Origin of the sequence: Rhodoferax sp. (genome assembly GCF_010365055.1) — a bacterium.
Classification (GTDB): Bacteria; Pseudomonadota; Gammaproteobacteria; order Burkholderiales; family Burkholderiaceae_C; genus Rhodoferax.
Genome location: NZ_JAAFHA010000002.1, coordinates 86,904 through 105,308 on the forward strand (window position 1 = coordinate 86,904; position 18,405 = coordinate 105,308).

Sequence of the window (18,405 nt, forward strand, 5' to 3'; positions counted from 1 at the left end):
ACACGATGGCCAAGACACTTGAAGCGAACGACAAGCTGATCCGGGAGATCTTCGAGGGCAGCTACCAGTTCGAAATTCCGGACTACCAGCGCCCCTACGCCTGGACGACGGAGCAAGCTGAGGAGCTGTTCAATGACCTTGCTTCGGCGATGCAGGATGCGCGCACCTCCGGCACAACCAGCCAGTATTTCTTGGGCAGCATCGTTCTCATCAAGAACGACAGGGAGCCGAAGTCATCGGTGGTCGATGGCCAGCAGCGCCTGAGTACGCTGACGATGCTGTTCGCTGTGCTGCGCGCAGTGATGCCTGATGCAGCCGACGACATCACGGACTTCCTCTACAAAAAGGGCAAGGTCAGTCTGGGCGAAACGAACGAGTACCGGCTGATTGCCCGCGAGGAAGACGCTGATTTCTTCCGCACTTTCATCCAGGAGCCCAGTGGCATTGCTCGCTTGGTCGCCAGCACGGACAAGCTGGAAGACAGCCGACTGCGCTTCCGCGAGAACGCCACCCTGCTACTGGAAAAGACGACTGCCTTGTCCAGTGCTGAGCGCGACGCCCTGTGGAAGTTTCTGGCTAACGACTGCTCGCTAGTTGTGATTTCCACGCCCGACCTCGAGGTGGCGTACCGCATTTTCTCGGTGCTGAACAACCGAGGCCTCGACCTCGCACCCATCGACATCATCAAAGCCGCTGTGCTGGGTTCTATCCGCACCATTGCAGGTGACGCCAAGAGCCGCGTCTATGCCAAAGAGTGGAGCCGCATCGAGAGCACGCTCGGCCGGGATGCCTTCGGCGACTTATTCGTCCACATTCGCACGATCTACGCCAAGCAAAAGCAGCGGGCCACGCTGGTCAAGGAATTTCAGGATCACGTGACCGAGTACAAGACGCCGATTGACTTGGTCGACAAGGTCATCAAGCCCTATGCCGAGGTCTGGGACTTTGTGCGCAGTGCCGACTTCGAAGCCACCGAGCTGGCCGAGACCGTCAACGACTACCTGTCGTGGTTGAACCGTGTCGACTTCAAAGATTGGGTACCCCCGGCTCTGGTCTATTTCAAGCGCTTCCGTCAGCAGCCCAAATTGCTGGCTGAGTTTTTCAAGGCACTCGAACGGTTGACCTATTTCATGCTGGTCACCAAGGTAGGGATCAACGAGCGCATCGAGAACTACGCCGCTCTCACCAAGGAGATCCAACCGGAGGCTTTCGACGGCGATCTCACCGCGTTGACAACGCTCGCTCTCACCGACAAGCAAAAGCGTGAGTTTCTGGCTGCGCTCGATGGCGACATCTACCGCCGATTGCCAAAGGCGCGAATGGCGCTGCTGCTGCGCCTCGAAGCCTTGGTCAGCGACGGCAGCAAGAAGCAGGCGTTTGACCACCTGTCGCTGGAACACGTACTGCCACAGACGCCACCGGCAGGCTCTGATTGGATCAAGTGGTTCCCAGACGAGGACGAGCGCGACACGTGGACGCACAGGCTGGCCAATCTGGTGCCGCTGCACGTTCGCAAGAACCCGGCCGCCAGCAACTACGACTTCGCCACTAAGAAGAACGTGTACTTCAAGGGCAAAGGCACGGCCTCGCCCTTCATCCTGACGCAGGAAGCCCGGTCGGAAGCCACGTGGACACCGACGATGCTGGATGACCGGCAGAAACGTCTCGTCGACGTTCTTAAAAAGCACTGGGAAATTGAGGTGCCGCCGACCGAATCAGTCAGCAAAGCGCCTGACACAACAACAGCTACGCAAGGGCAGGCTTAATGAAACCCGTAAAACAACAAGATCAAAGCAACCTGAAGTGGGTCGCCGACTTTATCTGGAATATTGCTGACGACCGCCTGCGCGACGTCTACGTGCGCGGCAAGTACCGTGACGTCATCCTTCCGTTCACCGTGCTGCGGCGGCTCGATGCCGTGCTGGAGTCGACTAAGCAGGCCGTACTGGAACGTAAGAAGTTCCTTGACACCCATAAGGTAGCCGAGCAGGACGGCGCGCTGCGGATGGCTGCCGGGCAGGCGTTCTACAACACGTCGGAATTCACCCTCGCCACTCTCACTGCCAGTGGACAAGGGCAGCGCCTTCGCGACAACTTCATTGATTACCTGGACGGCTTCTCGCCGAACGTTCAGGACATCTTGGCAAAATTCAAATTTCGAGACCAGATCCAAACGATGGTCGAGGCCGACATCCTCGGTCACTTGATCAACGACTTCCTTGACCCGGAGGTCAACCTCGCGCCGCTTCCAGTCAAGGATGCGGACGGGCGGATCAAGCTGCCCGCGCTGGACAACCACGGCATGGGCACGGTGTTCGAGGAATTGATCCGCCGCTTCAACGAAGAGAACAACGAAGAAGCTGGCGAGCACTTCACCCCGCGTGACGTGGTCAAACTGATGGCCAAGTTGCTGTTCATGCCAGTGGCCGACCAAATCCAGTCAGGCACCTACCTGCTGTACGACGGCAGTTGCGGCACGGGCGGCATGCTGACTGTGGCTGAAGAGGCGCTGCACGAACTGGCCGCCAGCCACGACAAGGAAGTCTCGATTCACCTGTTTGGGCAGGAGATCAACCCCGAGACCTACGCCATCTGCAAGGCCGATCTGTTGCTCAAGGGCGAAGGTGACGAGGCAGAGAACATCGTTGGTGGCGCGGATAAGTCCACGTTGTCAGCCGACCAATTCCGGTCGCGCGAGTTCGACTTCATGATCTCCAATCCGCCATACGGCAAGAGTTGGAAGACCGACCTTGACCGGATGGGCGGCAAGAAGGAATTCAGCGACCCGCGCTTCATCGTCAATCACGGCGGCGATGCCGAATTCAAGCTCATCACCCGTTCCAGCGACGGGCAGCTGATGTTCCTGGTGAACAAGCTGCAGAAGATGAAGCACAACACACCGCTGGGCAGCCGCATCGCGCTGGTGCATAACGGCTCCGCGCTGTTCACGGGCGACGCGGGCCAGGGTGAAAGCAATGTGCGTCGCTGGGTGCTGGAGAACGACTGGCTCGAGGCCATCATCGCCCTGCCGCTCAACATCTTTTACAACACCGGCATCGCCACCTACATCTGGGTGTTAGCCAACCGCAAGGCCGAACACCGACGCGGCAAGGTGCAGCTGATCGACGCCTCGCAGTGGTTCCTGCCGATGCGGCGCAACCTCGGCAAGAAAAACTGCGAACTGGCGGATGCGGACATTGAACGCATCCTCCAGAATTACCTAGACCAGCCGCCCGCCGATGCTGAATCCGCGAAGGCAACGCCTGAAAGCAAGTGGTTCGACAACGCCGACTTCGGCTATTGGAAGATCACGGTCGAACGCCCGCTACGCCTCAAAAGTCAGCTCAAACGCAACGCCATTGAAAGCCTGCGCTTTGCCGCCGGCGACGAGGCCCTGCGCACCGAGATTTACACCAAGTACAGCGACAAGCTGTACACGGAATTCGCGAAGGTCAAGCCCGAAATCGAAGCGTGGCTGAAGGGTGACGATGGCGACGAGGACGCCGACGACGAGTCGGACGACGAAGACGCGAAGACCACCAAGAAGGCCGTGCCGGAAAAACGGCGCAAGAAGCTACTCGACCCCGCGACGTGGTTGCGCGACAAGACCCTGGTGGAACTGGCCAAGCTGGCGCAGCAGGAACTTGGCGATGGCGTTTTCGACGACCACAACGAGTTCCGCACGCGCTTTGACGCCACGATGAAGGCGCACGGCAAGAAACTCGGCGCGCCCGAGAAAAAGGCCATTTACAAATCGGTGAGCTGGCGCGACGAAACGGCACCGCCCGTTATCGCCAAGCGCAGCAAGCTAAAAGCGGGTGAGCATTTCGAGCCCGGCCACGACGGTGCCTACCTGGAAACCGTGGGCAAAGATCGCTTCATGGTCGAGTACGAGGCAGACAGCGACCTGCGCGACACCGAGCAAGTACCACTCAAGGAGCCAGGCGGCATCGAGGCCTTCTTTGTCCGCGAGGTTCTGATGCACGCGCCAGATGCCTGGATCGCGATGGACGCGACCAAGATCGGCTACGAAATTTCATTCGCCCGCTATTTCTACAAGCCGACCCCGCTGCGGACGCTCGATCAGATTCGCGCTGACATCCTCAAGCTGGAGGAGCAGACAGAAGGCTTGCTGCACAAGATCGTGGGGGCGGCGTGATGGGCGGTACATACCAGTCATACCGGACATCCAAGATGCAATGGCTTCCGCCGGTGCCCGAGCACTGGGACGAGCAGCGCGCCAAGGTCTTCTTTCGTGAGGTGGATGAGCGCTCGCGCACCGGCGAGGAAGAGCTACTGTCGGTATCGCACCTGACCGGGGTTACGCCGCGCAGCCAGAAGAACGTGACGATGTTCAAGTCTGCGAGCTATGTTGGCTCCAAGCTGTGCCGTCCAGGAGACATCGTGATCAACACGCTTTGGGCGTGGATGGCAGCGCTTGGTGCGAGCAGGCACGTGGGCATCGTCAGTCCGGCCTATGGCGTGTATCGGCCGCATCATGCCGATAGCTTCAACCCAGCGTATCTAGACTACCTGCTGCGCACGCGTGCCTACGTTGCTGAATACATCGGTCGCTCAACCGGCATCCGATCCTCGCGACTGCGCCTGTACCCGAACCAGTTTCTCGACATCGCGCTGATTCAACCGCCTCACACCGAGCAAGACCAGATCGTCGCGTACCTGCGGGCGCAGGACGTCCACATCGCCCGGTTGATCAAGGCCAAGCGCGATCTCATCGGCCTGCTCACCGAGCAGAAGCTGCGCATCATTGATCAAGTGGTCACGCGAGGCATCGATTCTTCTGTCGGGTTGAAGCCTTCTGGAATCGAGTGGTTGGGGGATGTACCCCTGCACTGGGACATTGCCCTGGTGAAGCACGTCACGGATGTGCGCTTCAGTGGTGTGGACAAGCATTCGCATGATCACGAAATGCCAGTTCGCCTGTGCAACTACACAGACGTCTACAAGAACGACAAGATCACCGGCGACATGGATTTGATGCAAGCCACTGCGACGGCGGGAGAAATCGCCCGGCTCACGCTCAAAGCAGGCGACGTCATCATCACTAAGGATTCCGAAACGCCGGACGACATTGCGGTGCCCGCATGGGTGCCGGTCGGGCTTACTGGTGTGGTCTGCGCCTACCACCTTGGATTGCTGAGACCAGAGCCCGGTCGAATCGAGGGTGAGTTCCTATTTCGCGCCATCGGGTCTGCGCGCATCGCCGAGCAATTTCACGTGCTGGCAACCGGCGTCACGCGATTCGCCCTCGGCAAGCACGATGTCAAGAACGCTGTCATCCCGCTACCGCCGATCGAAGAACAGAAGGTCATCTGCAAGTGGATTGCCGATGAGTGCAAGCCACTCGAAGAAGCCATCCTGCGGGCGGAAGACGAAATCAAGCTGATCCGCGAATACCGCGAACGGCAAATCGCCGATGTCGTCACCGGCCAAGTGGATGTGCGTGGCTGGGTGCCCGGCCCAGATGACGTGGTGGCCGAGGAAGACTTGGTAGTGCTCGGCGGCGACGACGAACTGGATACCGATGGGGAGGAAGATGATGGCGACGACTGACACCAGCGAAAAAGGCCTGGAGGCCTTGATCGTGCGAGATCTCTGCACCAGCGGCGGCTATGTGCAGGGCAACCCCAGCGACTACAACCGCGACGTGGCGGTGGACGTAGTGCAGTTGCTGGCGTTTCTGCAGGCCACCCAGCCCAAGGCGGTCGAGACACTGGAACTGGCAAGCGAGGGCATCAAGCGCACTCAGTTCTTGCACCGCATCCAGGGCGAGATCGCCAAGCGGGGTGTGGTCGATGTGCTGCGCAAGGGCGTGGGCCACGGCCCGGTTCACATTGATTTGTACAAGCTGCTACCGACACCGGGCAACGTCAGCGCTGCCGAGAACTTCGGCAAGAACATCTTCAGCGTCACCCGGCAGCTGCGCTACAGCAATGACGAGGCTCAGCGTTCGCTGGACGTGGCCATCTTCATCAATGGCCTGCCGGTGATGACCTTCGAGTTGAAGAACTCGTTGACCAAACAGACCGTCGCCGACGCCATCACCCAGTACCAGACCGACCGCAACCCGGGCGAGCTGCTGTTCCAGCTGGGGCGCTGCGTGGCGCACATGGCGGTGGACGATGCCGAGGTGCGGTTCTCTCCGCATCTCACCGGTAAGACGTCGTGGTTTCTGCCATTCAACCAGGGATGGAACAGCGGCGCAGGCAATCCGCCAAACCCGCATGGCTTAAAGACCGACTATCTGTGGAAGCAGGTGCTGGTCAAGGACTCGCTGGCCAACATCATCGAGAACTTCACGCAGGTGGTGGAAGAGGAAGACGAAAAGGGCAAAAAGCGGCGCAAGCAGGTGTTCCCGCGTTTTCACCAACTGCGTACCGTCCGTGCCTTGCTGCGCCGTTCCCGCGAGGAAGGGGTTGGCAAGCGCTATCTCATCCAGCATTCGGCAGGCAGCGGCAAGAGCAACACCATCGCGTGGCTGGCTCATCAGTTGGTCGAACTCAAAACCGCCGCCGACGCGATGTTGGCTCAATTCGACTCGGTCATCGTCATCACCGACCGGCGCGCACTGGATACCCAGATTGCCCGCACCATCAAGAGCTACGACCACGTGGCATCGATCTTTGGGCATTCCGAGGATGCCGCCGAGTTGCGCACCTTCCTGCGCAAGGGCAAGAAAATCATCGTGACGACGGTGCAGAAGTTTCCTTTCATCCTGGATGAGCTGGGCGACCTCGGTGGCAAGAAGTTCGCGCTACTGATCGACGAGGCGCATTCCAGCCAGGGTGGCAAGACGACGGCCAAGATGCACATGGCCTTGTCGGGCGCTCCTGGTGACGATGAGGACGACGAAGACTCGGTTGAGGACGCCGTCAACAAGCTGATCGAGTCGCGCAAGATGCTGTCGAACGCCAGCTACTTCGCGTTCACGGCCACGCCGAAAAACCGGACGCTGGAGTTGTTCGGAGAGCGGTTCATCGAGGGCGGTGAGGCGCGTTACCGCTCGCCGGAGGAACTGACCTACACCACCAAGCAGGCGATTCAGGAGGGTTTCATCCTCGACGTGATTGCGAACTACACGTCGGTGGACAGCTTCTATCACGTCGCCAAGACGGTGGAGGACGATCCCGACTTCGACAAGGTGAAGGCGCTGAAAAAGATTCGGCACTACGTCGAATCCCACGATAAGGCCATCCGCAAGAAGGCCGAGATCATGGTCGACCACTTCGTGGCGCAGGTGGCGGGCAAGCAAAAGATCGGTGGCAAGGCGCGAGCGATGATCGTTTGCAACGGCATCGCACGGGCCGTCGACTACTACCGCGAGGTGTCGGACTACCTCGCCTCGATCAAGAGCCCGTTCAAGGCCATCGTGGCGTACTCGGGCGACTTTGAAATTGGCGGGGTGAGGAAGACCGAAGCCGATCTCAACGAGTTCCCGAGCAAGGACATTCCGTCCAAGCTCAAGCAAGACCCGTATCGCTTCCTGATCGTCGCCAACAAGTTCGTCACCGGCTTCGACGAGCCGCTGCTGCACACGATGTACGTGGACAAACCACTGGGTGGCGTGATGGCGGTGCAAACGCTGTCTCGACTGAACCGAGCTCACCCGCAAAAGCGCGACACCTTCGTGCTCGATTTCGCGGACAACGCCGAGGCCGTGAAAGCCGCATTTCAGGACTATTACCGCGCGACGGTGCAGGTCGGCGAAACAGACCCCAACAAGTTGCACGACTTGAAGAACGACCTCGATGCCAAGCAGGTGTACAGCTGGCAGCAGGTTGAAGATTTGGTTGCGCTCTATGTCACCGGCGCAGACCGCGACAAGCTCGACCCCATTCTCGATACCTGTGTGGCCGAGTACATCGACAACCTGGACGAAGAGGGTCAAGTCGAGTTCAAGGGCAAGGCCAAGGCTTTCGTGCGCAGCTACGGCTTTCTTGCTGCGATCCTGACCTACGGCCACCCGGCTTGGGAAAAGCTGTCGATCTTCCTGAACTTCCTGATCCCGAAGCTACCGGCCCCGAAGGAGGAAGACCTCTCCAAGGGCGTGCTGGAAGCCATCGACATGGACAGCTATCGGGTAGAAGCGCAGGCGTCACTGAAGATGTCGATGGACGATGCCGACGCCTTCATCGAACCGCCCCCGCCCGGCGGCGGCGGTGGTGGCGGTACGCCGGAAATCGACAAGTTGTCGAACATCATCAGAGCCTTCAATGACATGTTCGGCAACATCGAATGGAAGGACGGCGACAAGATTCGCAAGGTCATCACCGAGGAGATTCCGGCGCGCGTGGCTCAGGACAAGGCCTACCAAAACGCGCAGGCCAACTCCGACAAGCAGAACGCCAAGCTGGAGCACGACAAGGCGCTGAATCGCGTAGTGCTTGAGCTAATCTCCGACCACACCGAGCTGTTCAAACAGTTCAGCGATAACCCCAGTTTCAAACGCTGGCTGACCGATATGGTCTTCGACTCGACCTACCACCCGGGTGCAATACCGCCAAAGACCCCGCCACAGACGGGCGCGTCGGCGTGAGGAGGGGCAAATGGGAGAGGACGCAATGACAGGAATAGCCACAGCCGACCAGGGCAAGACTTCAGCACTTCGCAGAGAGGCGGAGCGACTGGAAGAAGACACCCTCTATTCGAGCAAGGGACATTTCAACGCCGAAGACACATGGGTGCGACGCAACTACTGGTTGGGTGTTCCGGCAACAGTGCTCGGAGCCGTCGCAGGCGCGACGCTGATCAAGAGCCAACCTGAATGGGCCACAGCGTTCACCCTTCTGGCATCGTTGCTCACTGGGTTGATGACTTTTCTCAAGCCCAATGAGCGCGCGGCATTGCACCGGGCTGCCGCTGGCCAGTTCCTTGCCCTTCGGAACGAGGCACGGTTTTTCCGGGAGATCGAACTGCTTCAGTCAGATCGACTAGACGAGCTTCCGGAACGGCTGAAGGCGCTTTCGGCAGCGCGCAATGAGTTGAACTTGAAGAGCCCAAGTATTCCGCGTCGAGCATTTGTTGCTGCGCGAAAAGGAATCGAAGAAGGCGAAGCCACCCACAAAGTGGACAAGGAGGAATGACAGGATGTCTGTATTGAGTTTTCTGACGAACACGGCCAGCAGTGCTGTGCTTTCTGCAACCGAGCAATCATCCATTACGACCTCGATCACAACGCTTCAATCCAGGATGGCGCTGCACTTCGACAGCAGTGCAATCGCGCAGCATTTCCGATTTGGATCGTCGACGCGGGGCACGATTCTGCCTCGCTCGATGGATGAGCAGTCCGACATTGACTACATGGTGGTCTTCAGCGACGGTAGCGCCACCCCTCAGACCTACCTGAATCGATTGAAATCCTTCGTCGAAAAGCGGTATGGCTCATCGGAGATCTACCAGTCCAACCCGACCATCGTTCTCGAACTGAACCACATCAAGTTCGACTTGGTGCCCGCGACGAAAACGTGGCTTGGAGAGCTTCAGATTCCCAACGGGGCGGGTGGCTGGATGACCACGAACCCGAACGATTTCAACGCGACCCTTGATGCAAAAAACAAGGAGCACAAATCGCTGATCAAGCCCACCGTACGTCTGTTCAAGTACTGGAATGCAACCGCTGGATTCCCGTTTCAATCCTACGAGATGGAGAAATGGGTCTGCGGCCTGAGCTTTTGGTTCCTGGCAAATCAGAAGGACTACTTCCTTGCGGTCATCGAAACCCTCGATACCAGCACGTCGTACTCACAGCGGGTGAATAACGAGATCACGCGTGCAAAGAATATCGTGGCCAATGTCAGGCAGTACGAGAAGGATGAGATGCCGGTAACGGCTGAGAACGAGATCAAGAAGTTGTTCAGGCTCTGAGGGGAATTTCTATGGCATTAAATCTGGCGAAGGCCGTACTTGGTTACTTGAAGGAACGGCCTGATGAGAAGCTGACTGCGCGGCAGATTGCCGAATGGATCTTCGTCACGTTCCCTGATGAATGCCAAGCGAAGAAGCAGAGCAGCCAGTACGTGAGCACGGACGCTGAGCTGGTGCAGCAGCTTGTCGCGGAAATCAGCTCGCAGCGCCCGCGCTTGCAGAAACGTCACCCAGAGTTGAAGACCACCGAGGGTCGGCCACGCAAGTATTACTACTCGGAGAAATCTGACGTCGCCGAAGTTGCGGCGGCTGAGGGCGTGGTTGCCGCTCCTATGGCAGACAGTAGCGATGCCAAGCTCGGGGAACACGCGATGTACCCGCTGCTCTCGCTGTATCTGTGGGAAGAGTTCGGGGTCTATTCGAAGCGCATTGACGAGAAGCGCTCATCGAACAAGCGAGGGCCGAACGGCAACCGCTGGCTGTACCCGGACGTGGTCGGGATGGAGGATTTGGGCGCTGAGTGGCACCAGGAGGTGCGGGACTGCGTGAATCAGTATTCCGACAAGCGCACCAAGCTGTGGTCGTTCGAGGCCAAGTTGCTGATCAACCGGTCGAACGTACGTGAATGCTTTTTCCAGGCAGTTTCAAACTCGTCATGGGCCAATTTTGGCTATCTGGTTGCTGCGGAGATCGAGGGCCAGGACACGCTCAAGGAGCTGCGAATGCTGTTCGCCGCCCATGGCATCGGCCTGATAAAACTGGATGCCGACAACCCGGCAGAAAGCCAGGTCTTGATTCCAGCTCGTGAACGGGACGAGATTGATTGGGACATGGCCAACCGGCTGGCAACCGAGAACCAGGATTTTCTGGAGTACGTGAAGCTGGTGAAGCAGTTCTATCAAACCGGCGAAGCCAGGCTGTCCGATTGGGATATACCCGAGACGACGGACTGAGGAAGGCTACTCGAGGTGGCCGATCACATCGAGGCGCTGCTCGCCTCGCTGAAACGCGCCAAACCATTCGTTGCGTGAGTCGGCTCGAGCCCGACTCACGAGTAAGGCAAAGCCCTCGCAGCCTCGCTCTTTGGCGGTAGCGAAATCGGACGTATCGAACTTGGCCTCGCGAATAAGCGACGTCGCGACCGTTTTCATGGCGTACTCAAAAAAATCCAGCAGGCCCGCCTGCAAGGCTCCGTCGATGCTGCGGGACGATAAGTCGTCGATGACTGCTTTTTTGAATTGATTGCTCATTGGTTGTGCTCCGTGTTGGCGTGGATGACATGAACGCGCTGTTCGGCGGTAAAGCCAAGCTCTTCCGCGTGGTTCGGGATCAGGCGTTGCGAAGCAGCCAAACTGCCTCAGCCTCGCGCCGTGTGACAAGTCCCGGCAGCACTTTTCCGCCGCCATAGACCCATCTGCGCAATTCCTGCGCAGCGCTCAGCCAGTCCCGTTGATTTATCCGCCGCCTCAACGTCGAGGTCTGCAACCGCCCCGCGCCAAGGTTGAACGTGAAGTCCACGATGGCCGCGAGTCGCCCCTCTGGCTCGGTGGCCAGCATCGGGCAGTAACGCAGTGTGGCGTTCAATGCCTTCACGAGGTCTTGTGCCAGATAGGCTTCGGCCTCCTTCTCTGTGATTGGCTGATGGTCTGGTTTGCAAAGATGGCCGTAGCCAATCGTCCAGAATCCAGCCGGGCAAACATATGGAACGGCGGAAACCTGCGTCCCGCGCTTCACCTTGCGTTCAAACCCTTCGAAGCGCTTGGCCAGTTCGGCAGCGACCTGCGGAAGCTGCACAGTCACGACTTAACCCGATCAAACACTCGGCCGAGAAACCAGAAATTCAGTACCCCAGCCCAGAGCGCCTGATCAGCCTCGCTCCAAGCAGCCAGCACTGCAGCGCCCCATCCGGCTCCGGCGTTGAGCGCAGCAACAAACGCGACGGTCTTTCCCGCGCAGTACAGTCCCATCAGCCAATATGTGATGACGGGCCGCACGCTAGAGGACAGCGCATCCGCCCATGGCACACCCGTTGGCCTGCCCTGCGCTGCGATGGCATCCTTGAACGCATCAATCGCCCCGGAATTCCAGGCCGCATCAGCACTGGCCCCAATCTCAGACATGCGCTGAGCCCCTCGAATCTTCTCGAATTCGATGGCCTTGTCTTGCATGGAAAGTTCGTGTCCACGCTCGCCTTTGCGATCAAGCCATTTCAGTATTTCAGGGGCCAGCCGAAACGCACCACCCAGGAGGCCACCGAGTAAAGTTTCAATCATGGACCACCTCCCACCAACTTGAGCTTGATGGCCGCGCCCACCAGCAGTGCAGCCAAGATGCCGGTGGTGACAACCTTGACGGCTGTCTGCCAGGCGGTGCGACGGGCATCACGCCAGGCTTCGATAAGACCGCGCAGTTCGCGAATATCCCGCGCGGCGTGGCCATTCTCCAGCCCAAGGTGGGCCAGCACACGCTCAGCGCCGCGCTCTGCAGCGCGATCCAGCAGGTCATCGAAGTCCTCTTTTCGAAAGAGCAGCATGTTCTCAATCAGGGCGGTTTTTTCAGGATCAGTCATGGGTAATCTCCAGAAGTAAAAAACCCGCCCAAAGGCGGTCAGCCTCGGGACGGGTACGGGGTTAAATCAGTGGGTTAGTTCAGGGGCGAGATTGGCGCATCAAATTTCGATCAGTTCCAGCGTCAGATTCGGGGCAATGGCTTCAATCACTGCGTCGCGCACAAACACCTTCTGGCCGACTGCGGCGCTGCCCACATTTGCGCGTGCCTTGAGCAAGCCGCCGCCAGGCAGTTGCAAGGTGACGACACCGCCGGTCACTTGCATCACAGTCCCCACCTGCAAGGGTGCTTCGGGGATCAATGCGCGAAACTCGCTGTACAGGTTACGCATAGGTCTGCACTCCCAATGTCTGCCAAATCTCAGGTAACCCCGCCTGCACACTGGTACTGCGCACCAGGCCTCGGCGAGTGAGGCTGCCATCCAAGTAATCCACGATGGCACCGGGCTCAATAATTCCGGTTTCCGGCAGCACTGGCAGACGCAGACTGACCTCAATTTGGCGTCCGGTGTCACTCAGCACCGCAATGCCACGCTGGCGCGCCGCAACCGCGTCTGTAATCAAGGCATCCACCACCATCGGGGCCAGTACATTACCTGCTGTGCCTGCACGGGTCACCTGCCCAAGCACGCCAACATCCTGACCCGACACGAACACCCGGTTGTAGGCTGGCTTTTCCAGCCAGCGCAGGGATTCGCGCGATGTGGCGTCGGCAGGCAGTTGAAAGTCTGGCGTCATCGTGTGCCAGTCCCACGGTGCTTTGGGATAGCGCGGCAAGACCTTGATCGTCTGGGTGGATGGATGGGGTTGCACATAGCCACCGGCAGCCGCCGCTATTTTGTTGATCGCGCCGATGTAAGAGCCCTGGTGGCTGAACACACCGGCAGGAATCAGCCAATCCACCAGTCCCCACTGCACGTCCCAGCCCAAAGGCACCCCGTTGACCGTGAGCACGTCGCCCATGATCTGTTGGGCAGTGCGTGCCTGGGTGTTGGTCAAATTGAGCGTCGGCGCATAGGGTGCGTCCAGCAATGCCGTCTTTCCCCTGCCTGCAATCCGTAAATCGTTGCTCCCAAACTCCCGACTGCGCTCAATACTCTCGACCAAAGCGCGGTAGGCAACCCCATTGATAAGGGCCTCGACCTCGACTGGCGCGCCGTTGGATGCGCTCTCCAGGTCCAGCAATGCGCGACCGGGAAGCGTGGCGCTAAAGCTCCAGGCCCACGAGTCGGCATCCAGTCCGAGAGTCATGCTGAAGGTGGGCAGCAGAATATTGCCATCCACTCGGCGCAGGCTGGCGTTATTGATGATCATGTAAATCCTCCGTATGGGCACCACCACGGTCTGGCCGGTTGGCACAGACTCTGGGTGTCGTTCGCAAATAAAAATGAGCCCTGTGGAACTTGACCAGGCGGCATCAAATAAAAGTCTGGTATCGGGCAGGTAGCACGGGGCTGGCGCCGGTGGTATTGACAGCACGTTTGCAGCAGAGCGCCCTGCCCTGGGGCGCATCCCCTCTTGGAACGCCACCTGCCAGCCACGATCGCGCGTCAAAGCACGGCCCGCACTGTTGACCGTTCCCAATCGGCGGGTAAATGGTTGCTCCCAGCGTACGACCAGCATGGTTTGGTGACCGACACCCGTACTCACAAAATCACGTACGCGCGCGGCACCCAGCCTGACTGCAACCTGATAGTCGGACTGCAGATTCGGGCGCACCGCGTGGTCGGCGCTCTGAAACGCCAGCGAGTTCGATTCAGGGTGTCGGCTCAATGCACCGTCAAACCAGGACGCAGTGCGGTTATCGATCTTGACCGCAGAGAATTGCGCAGCCGATGTCTTCAATAGAAGCCTGTCCCCTGCAGTCCACTTGTCCTGCGTGCCCAGCGGTGAACGGACCGCCATCCGGTGTGGTCCGTCAACGCCGAACTCGCCAATCGAAGCTTTTTCCCACGTAGCAATGACACGCGCTACTGTTGGTCGCTGGGTTTTTGACTGGTACAGCGCACTGGAGGCAAAGGTCATCGCGGGAAAGATGGCCGATGCAGTGCAAGGAATGATGGACCGCGCCCGGGCGACAAAGCTCAGTTCAGTAAAACTGGCCGCAAACTCCAATGTCCGGGATGGTGCTGGACCGGACAGGTCACCAAACAGTAGCGCCCAGGGTGGACCGGCAGCAGGGGTGCGCTCAAAGAACAGATCAACGCCAGCCATGATGCACTTTCGAATCAGCCCCCCAGGATGCCGCTAACCATTCGGGTTTCGCCCCCTTCAAAGAGAACCGTGTTTTGAATCTTGATCTCGCCAGTGCCAGTCAAATCAGACACGTCACAGTCAAAGGCGGTTTCTCCATTGCCATTCACAACGCGGGCCCACACCGCCACGCCACTGTTGGCGTTCAGTACCGGCTCGCCCGGGGCCAAGGTCAGGATCCCATCAAGCACGGAGCCACTTGGCTTGCTCAAAGGAAGTTCTGCCAGAAACCCGCTGGCTGCAGCGGCAGTCACCAGTGGCCGCGCGCCGGGATAGATGCGCACCCGGGCCACTCCCGCACCGGTATCCAGAAACGCCACTACGGCACTCAGTCGGGCGTTTTTAAGGTCAAATGACACCGACAAAGTCATGCGACATACTCCGCTGTGATGTTGTCGGCCAGAACAGCCCGATAGTTGTTCGCGTGGTCATAGCTGGCCACGGTGTATTTGTGGTCCCTGCTGACGCCCAAGAACGCATAAGCACCAGTAATTGGGTCGCTGAATACCTCGCACACCAGCAGGCGGGTTGTCTCGTCAATCAAGCAAACCCGTCGCTGTGCAGGGGTGTCAGGTGCACCTTTGATTTTCACGGTGCCCATAACTCTCCCGTCGCCTCCTTGATACTGGTTGCGGCGGGCCAGAGGAAGCCCCAGGTTGTAAACGACTGGTCCGCCGCTTGCGCGAGCTCGCAGGACGGTAGCATCCCGTCGTCCAATATCTTCCGTGAGCAAGCGAGATGATGGCCCACCAGTTGCGGCTGCTTCTGGGGACATCAAAACTCGCCGACCTTGGGTCGACTCAAACGCGCGAAAGCTCAGATCAGCGAGAGACTCTTGTGGTGCGTCCCACACCTTGATGCTGTGAATGCGTGCGGTTGACTGGTAGATGAAAATGCCAGGGCGCAGCGAAGGAAATGTGGATGCACAAACCAAGCGCAGGACGCCATCAACCCTGGCCTCTATCGCTACGTTGGAGGCATTGGCCTTACTGCCCATGTCCCACCGTAAATTAAGTACGCGTCTATCCCCCACCATGGTGAATGGGTCGCTCAAGTATTGGGGGGATGAGTTGCCTGCCAAGTCCCCTGACCAGGTTGTGGCACCCGCCCACTGGTTCAGTTGCCAATCAGTGCGCAGGTGGGAGAAGCGAAAACCATTGCTCTGACTAGCCTGGCCAGCTACAGCCCACGCCCCTGCATGTCGAAGGTTGCTACCCCCACTCAGATCGGCCACTAGTTCCAGGTCAAGCTCCATCTCCCCGGCCACTCTGAGTTGCTGCGAGGTGACATCCCAGATGGATTGCGCTGCCGCGCTGTTGCTCAGATCAACCGCTTGCAACGTGCTGTTGTAGGTGGCCGTTAGCGTGCCGCTCTGCTGCCGCAAGGTGGCAAAGCTGGCAGGTATGCCGTTGGCAAAGGTTTCATCTAAAACCAATGCCATGACTTACCGCCAAGGGCCGGTGATGTCGAAAGCGAAGCGGGCCACGTTGCCAAAGTAGTCAACAGCACTGTTGACCATCAGGAACTTCCGACCCGCATAACCAGTGACATTACTGACAACAGCCAAGTCAACAAGTGGCTGTTCGTTGTGGACCCAAAAGATGCCGGGCATCTTGCCGCGCAAGTGACCACCGGACTCTTGCCGCAGGTAAGTAGGATGCAGAATCAGGCCATAGTCCGGACCGTTCGGCCATGGCACGCCAGTGCGGTAGCCGCTGATCTGTTCTGCATTGTTCGTATTCAGCCCGAGAAAGCCTGCACGCGCGTTCCCGCCCACCTGCAGATGGTCGCGCATCAGCACTTTTCCGGTGTGGTTCAACGACCTGTTGCAGTAGTTGTTTGCATCGGGGTAGTAGCCTCCCGGATACGTGCTGGCTGGCGTGTAGGCATCTGTGGCCATCAGCAGTGTGTTGTACGCGTCCCCTTGGCGAAAGCTCTCGAAGTCGGTGAAGCAGTAACCACTGCGCGACCGGTAGGACGCCCCAACCTCGTTAAATAAGTAAAAACCACGGTCGTCCCCGACCAGCACCCAGTCCCGGTTGAACTCCTCAGGCGGCACGTTGTCCGCGTTGCCATCAGTGCGCCTTGCGTAGTACCACTTGTACCAACCGTCGTATGCGTTGCCGCCTGAGCCCGATCCGGCCGTATTTTGCAGCGGCCGAGCGGGATCAAATGGGGCCTGCGCGCCCACGACGGTGTCGACATCTGACATGCCTTCTGCCATTAGCACCTTGGCCTTCTTGGCGTAGGTGCCCGTCCAAGCCGGATCCAGCGCGTCGTCCACGCGCAGGTAGGCTCGGTTGCTCAGAATGCTCTTGCTGCGATAGACCCTTTTGTTGGTGGCGCTGAACGGTTTATCAAAGTTCAGTGGGGCCACTTTGGCGCTGATCGTGCCGGTGGCCGGGGTGACGGGCATACCGGACACCGCAAACGTGAAGTTGTTGGCGGTTGTGGTCAACACCCTGACCTCGCCGTTGTACTCAGACTGGTTGGCTCCGGCAATAACGACGACTTGGTCGACCTGGTAAAGGTGCCCCGCATTAATGCGGGCGGTGGCCACACCGTCTGCAAACGTCAAGGTGTCAATCGGCTTGAGGTTGAAGCCATCAATCAAACAGGCATCGAGCAGCGCTGTCATGGCACCGATGGTGTTGGTCAATTGCGGCGCGCCCTGCATGCCTGATGTGAAATATTTAACTGGAAGTGTTGCCATGATCTTTCCTTATTACGGACGGTCCACGTCGCCACGGACGAGGATGGTGAATTTGTCATTGATCACGCTCTCGGGGCCCTGCTGAATCGTGCGAACAATCCACACTGGAAACAGCGCGCCCACGGTGTTAAAGCGCAGCACATTGCCCACCGCCCAACCGCTGCCCCAGCCAATGCCTCTGATCGTGAAATACGGGCTACCCGTGGCCGGGTTAAGTGGCGATGTGTCGGTCGCAATCGTGGCGCTAGAAATGGTGCCGACGTGCTCACCGATGACATCAAAAGTTGTGGTGTTGGTGAAACGCAGCGCCCACTTTTCTGTGACGGCCCCTTTGTTGGTCACGGCCAAGGGAGCCAGAATGTCGTTGTAAGTGCCCGGGGCGACTGAGCCCACCACCGTATCGGCGTAGGTGACGGCATCCCAGGTGGCCTGATCGAATAGGACGGAGACCCGGGCTTTTAAGTCTTGCCCGACCAAGGCACTGGAGATGAAGCTGCCAGGAAACGGATAGGTGTGGGTGACTTGCCGGGTGAACGCCAACTGTCCGTTGATCTGAACGTCAGAAACCTGCACCATGTCCTCGATGCGATGCTCAATGGTCACCGGCTGGACGTAGCCGCTGACCGATGTGAACGTAACCTTGCCAGCCTCCAGGTCGGCGCTGTAGCCAGTATTGATGACTTGGCCATCTGCGCCGATGACACGCACACGACTGAGGCGCACGCGTGCGCAGTTGACGACTTGACCGTTTGACACGGTGGCCGTGACGCTGGCGGTGTGGCCCAGCACGGCAAACCCACCGGGCCGAAAGATGGACACCTTGCCGTCCTGGGGCAGCCGGACAGGGTCCAATCCCAGGATGTCAGCGTCCAGCGGCAGATAGGTGAAGCCCACCGCATTGAAGCGAATGGTGTTGGCGAAAACTGGTGCGGGTTTGAATACCTTGCCGTCGGTGCCCACATTCGCGGCCGAGTACCAAACTTGCGT

The 18,405-nt window shown here is 58.9% G+C and carries 16 protein-coding genes and 1 pseudogene; 7 read left to right on the plus strand and 10 right to left on the minus strand.

What is annotated here, in order from left to right:
* Positions 1-5 precede the first annotated feature (5 nt).
* Genes GZ093_RS01035 through GZ093_RS01065 form a run of 7 tightly spaced genes read left to right on the plus strand, consistent with a single transcriptional unit; the run spans position 6 to position 10,838 of the window.
* Complete coding sequence (locus GZ093_RS01035; RefSeq protein WP_296480834.1) at positions 6-1,766, plus strand: DUF262 domain-containing HNH endonuclease family protein; 1,761 nt, start codon at positions 6-8, stop codon at positions 1,764-1,766.
* Positions 1,766-4,159 (plus strand): class I SAM-dependent DNA methyltransferase, encoded by a 2,394-nt coding sequence (locus GZ093_RS01040; RefSeq protein ID WP_296480838.1) that lies wholly within the window; start codon positions 1,766-1,768, stop codon positions 4,157-4,159. The genes GZ093_RS01035 and GZ093_RS01040 overlap by 1 nt, the downstream gene beginning before the upstream one ends.
* Before the next feature lie 35 nt (positions 4,160-4,194).
* Entirely contained in the window at positions 4,195-5,574 is a 1,380-nt protein-coding gene (locus GZ093_RS01045) for a restriction endonuclease subunit S (RefSeq protein ID WP_296480840.1), read from the plus strand.
* Positions 5,561-8,557, plus strand: coding sequence for a type I restriction endonuclease subunit R (locus GZ093_RS01050; protein WP_296480843.1), 2,997 nt, complete (start codon positions 5,561-5,563; stop codon positions 8,555-8,557). Before GZ093_RS01045 ends, GZ093_RS01050 begins: the two co-directional genes overlap by 14 nt.
* A gap of 25 nt (positions 8,558-8,582) precedes the next feature.
* Positions 8,583-9,104, plus strand: a complete 522-nt coding sequence (locus GZ093_RS01055) for an SLATT domain-containing protein (RefSeq protein WP_296480846.1) — start codon at positions 8,583-8,585, stop codon at positions 9,102-9,104.
* A gap of 4 nt (positions 9,105-9,108) precedes the next feature.
* The gene (locus GZ093_RS01060; protein WP_296480848.1) at positions 9,109-9,885 is read left to right on the plus strand and encodes a nucleotidyltransferase; all 777 of its coding nucleotides are present in this window, start codon (positions 9,109-9,111) and stop codon (positions 9,883-9,885) included.
* Between the two features lie 11 nt (positions 9,886-9,896).
* Entirely contained in the window at positions 9,897-10,838 is a 942-nt protein-coding gene (locus tag GZ093_RS01065; RefSeq protein ID WP_296480849.1) for a COG2958 family protein, read from the plus strand.
* Between the two features lie 6 nt (positions 10,839-10,844).
* Here the strand turns inward: GZ093_RS01065 and GZ093_RS01070 are convergent, their stop codons facing one another.
* The 10 genes and pseudogenes from GZ093_RS01070 to GZ093_RS01115 form a co-directional block, all read right to left on the minus strand.
* Positions 10,845-11,135 (minus strand): hypothetical protein, encoded by a 291-nt coding sequence (locus GZ093_RS01070; protein WP_296480851.1) that lies wholly within the window; start codon positions 11,133-11,135, stop codon positions 10,845-10,847.
* Between the two features lie 79 nt (positions 11,136-11,214).
* Positions 11,215-11,685 carry a lysozyme gene (locus tag GZ093_RS01075; protein WP_296480855.1) on the minus strand — a complete coding sequence of 157 codons (471 nt, stop codon included), beginning with the start codon at positions 11,683-11,685 and terminating at the stop codon, positions 11,215-11,217.
* A complete protein-coding gene (locus GZ093_RS01080; protein WP_296480858.1) occupies positions 11,682-12,158 on the minus strand; it encodes a hypothetical protein in 477 nt (158 codons plus the stop codon). The genes GZ093_RS01075 and GZ093_RS01080 overlap by 4 nt, the downstream gene beginning before the upstream one ends.
* Complete coding sequence (locus tag GZ093_RS01085; RefSeq protein ID WP_296480861.1) at positions 12,155-12,454, minus strand: DUF6127 family protein; 300 nt, start codon at positions 12,452-12,454, stop codon at positions 12,155-12,157. Before GZ093_RS01085 ends, GZ093_RS01080 begins: the two co-directional genes overlap by 4 nt.
* Before the next feature lie 99 nt (positions 12,455-12,553).
* Positions 12,554-12,784, minus strand: a complete 231-nt coding sequence (locus GZ093_RS01090) for a hypothetical protein (RefSeq protein ID WP_296480864.1) — start codon at positions 12,782-12,784, stop codon at positions 12,554-12,556.
* Positions 12,777-14,666: a hypothetical protein gene (locus GZ093_RS01095; RefSeq protein WP_296480867.1), complete on the minus strand. Its 1,890-nt coding sequence runs from the start codon at positions 14,664-14,666 to the stop codon at positions 12,777-12,779. Before GZ093_RS01095 ends, GZ093_RS01090 begins: the two co-directional genes overlap by 8 nt.
* A 14-nt stretch (positions 14,667-14,680) precedes the next feature.
* On the minus strand, positions 14,681-15,076 hold the full coding sequence (locus GZ093_RS01100) for a hypothetical protein (protein WP_296480868.1): 396 nt from the start codon (positions 15,074-15,076) through the stop codon (positions 14,681-14,683).
* Complete coding sequence (locus GZ093_RS01105) at positions 15,073-16,146, minus strand: hypothetical protein (RefSeq protein ID WP_296480871.1); 1,074 nt, start codon at positions 16,144-16,146, stop codon at positions 15,073-15,075. The genes GZ093_RS01100 and GZ093_RS01105 overlap by 4 nt, the downstream gene beginning before the upstream one ends.
* A gap of 3 nt (positions 16,147-16,149) precedes the next feature.
* Entirely contained in the window at positions 16,150-17,364 is a 1,215-nt protein-coding gene (locus GZ093_RS01110) for a hypothetical protein (protein WP_296480874.1), read from the minus strand.
* Between the two features lie 66 nt (positions 17,365-17,430).
* Positions 17,431-18,405, minus strand: a pseudogene (locus GZ093_RS01115) (hypothetical protein); the annotation flags it as partial.

What these genes read in the sequence shown, in the direction of transcription:
- GZ093_RS01090 (WP_296480864.1), bottom strand. Translation starts at nt 12,784, where the DNA reads ATGCGTAACCTGTACAGCGAGTTTCGCGCATTGATCCCCGAAGCACCC.
- GZ093_RS01060 (WP_296480848.1), top strand. Translation starts at nt 9,109, where the DNA reads ATGTCTGTATTGAGTTTTCTGACGAACACGGCCAGCAGTGCTGTGCTT.
- GZ093_RS01055 (WP_296480846.1), top strand. Translation starts at nt 8,583, where the DNA reads ATGACAGGAATAGCCACAGCCGACCAGGGCAAGACTTCAGCACTTCGC.
- GZ093_RS01100 (WP_296480868.1), bottom strand. Translation starts at nt 15,076, where the DNA reads ATGACTTTGTCGGTGTCATTTGACCTTAAAAACGCCCGACTGAGTGCC.
- GZ093_RS01095 (WP_296480867.1), bottom strand. Translation starts at nt 14,666, where the DNA reads ATGGCTGGCGTTGATCTGTTCTTTGAGCGCACCCCTGCTGCCGGTCCA.
- GZ093_RS01040 (WP_296480838.1), top strand. Translation starts at nt 1,766, where the DNA reads ATGAAACCCGTAAAACAACAAGATCAAAGCAACCTGAAGTGGGTCGCC.
- GZ093_RS01050 (WP_296480843.1), top strand. Translation starts at nt 5,561, where the DNA reads ATGGCGACGACTGACACCAGCGAAAAAGGCCTGGAGGCCTTGATCGTG.
- GZ093_RS01070 (WP_296480851.1), bottom strand. Translation starts at nt 11,135, where the DNA reads ATGAGCAATCAATTCAAAAAAGCAGTCATCGACGACTTATCGTCCCGC.
- GZ093_RS01080 (WP_296480858.1), bottom strand. Translation starts at nt 12,158, where the DNA reads ATGATTGAAACTTTACTCGGTGGCCTCCTGGGTGGTGCGTTTCGGCTG.
- GZ093_RS01035 (WP_296480834.1), top strand. Translation starts at nt 6, where the DNA reads ATGGCCAAGACACTTGAAGCGAACGACAAGCTGATCCGGGAGATCTTC.
- GZ093_RS01085 (WP_296480861.1), bottom strand. Translation starts at nt 12,454, where the DNA reads ATGACTGATCCTGAAAAAACCGCCCTGATTGAGAACATGCTGCTCTTT.
- GZ093_RS01045 (WP_296480840.1), top strand. Translation starts at nt 4,195, where the DNA reads ATGCAATGGCTTCCGCCGGTGCCCGAGCACTGGGACGAGCAGCGCGCC.
- GZ093_RS01065 (WP_296480849.1), top strand. Translation starts at nt 9,897, where the DNA reads ATGGCATTAAATCTGGCGAAGGCCGTACTTGGTTACTTGAAGGAACGG.
- GZ093_RS01105 (WP_296480871.1), bottom strand. Translation starts at nt 16,146, where the DNA reads ATGGCATTGGTTTTAGATGAAACCTTTGCCAACGGCATACCTGCCAGC.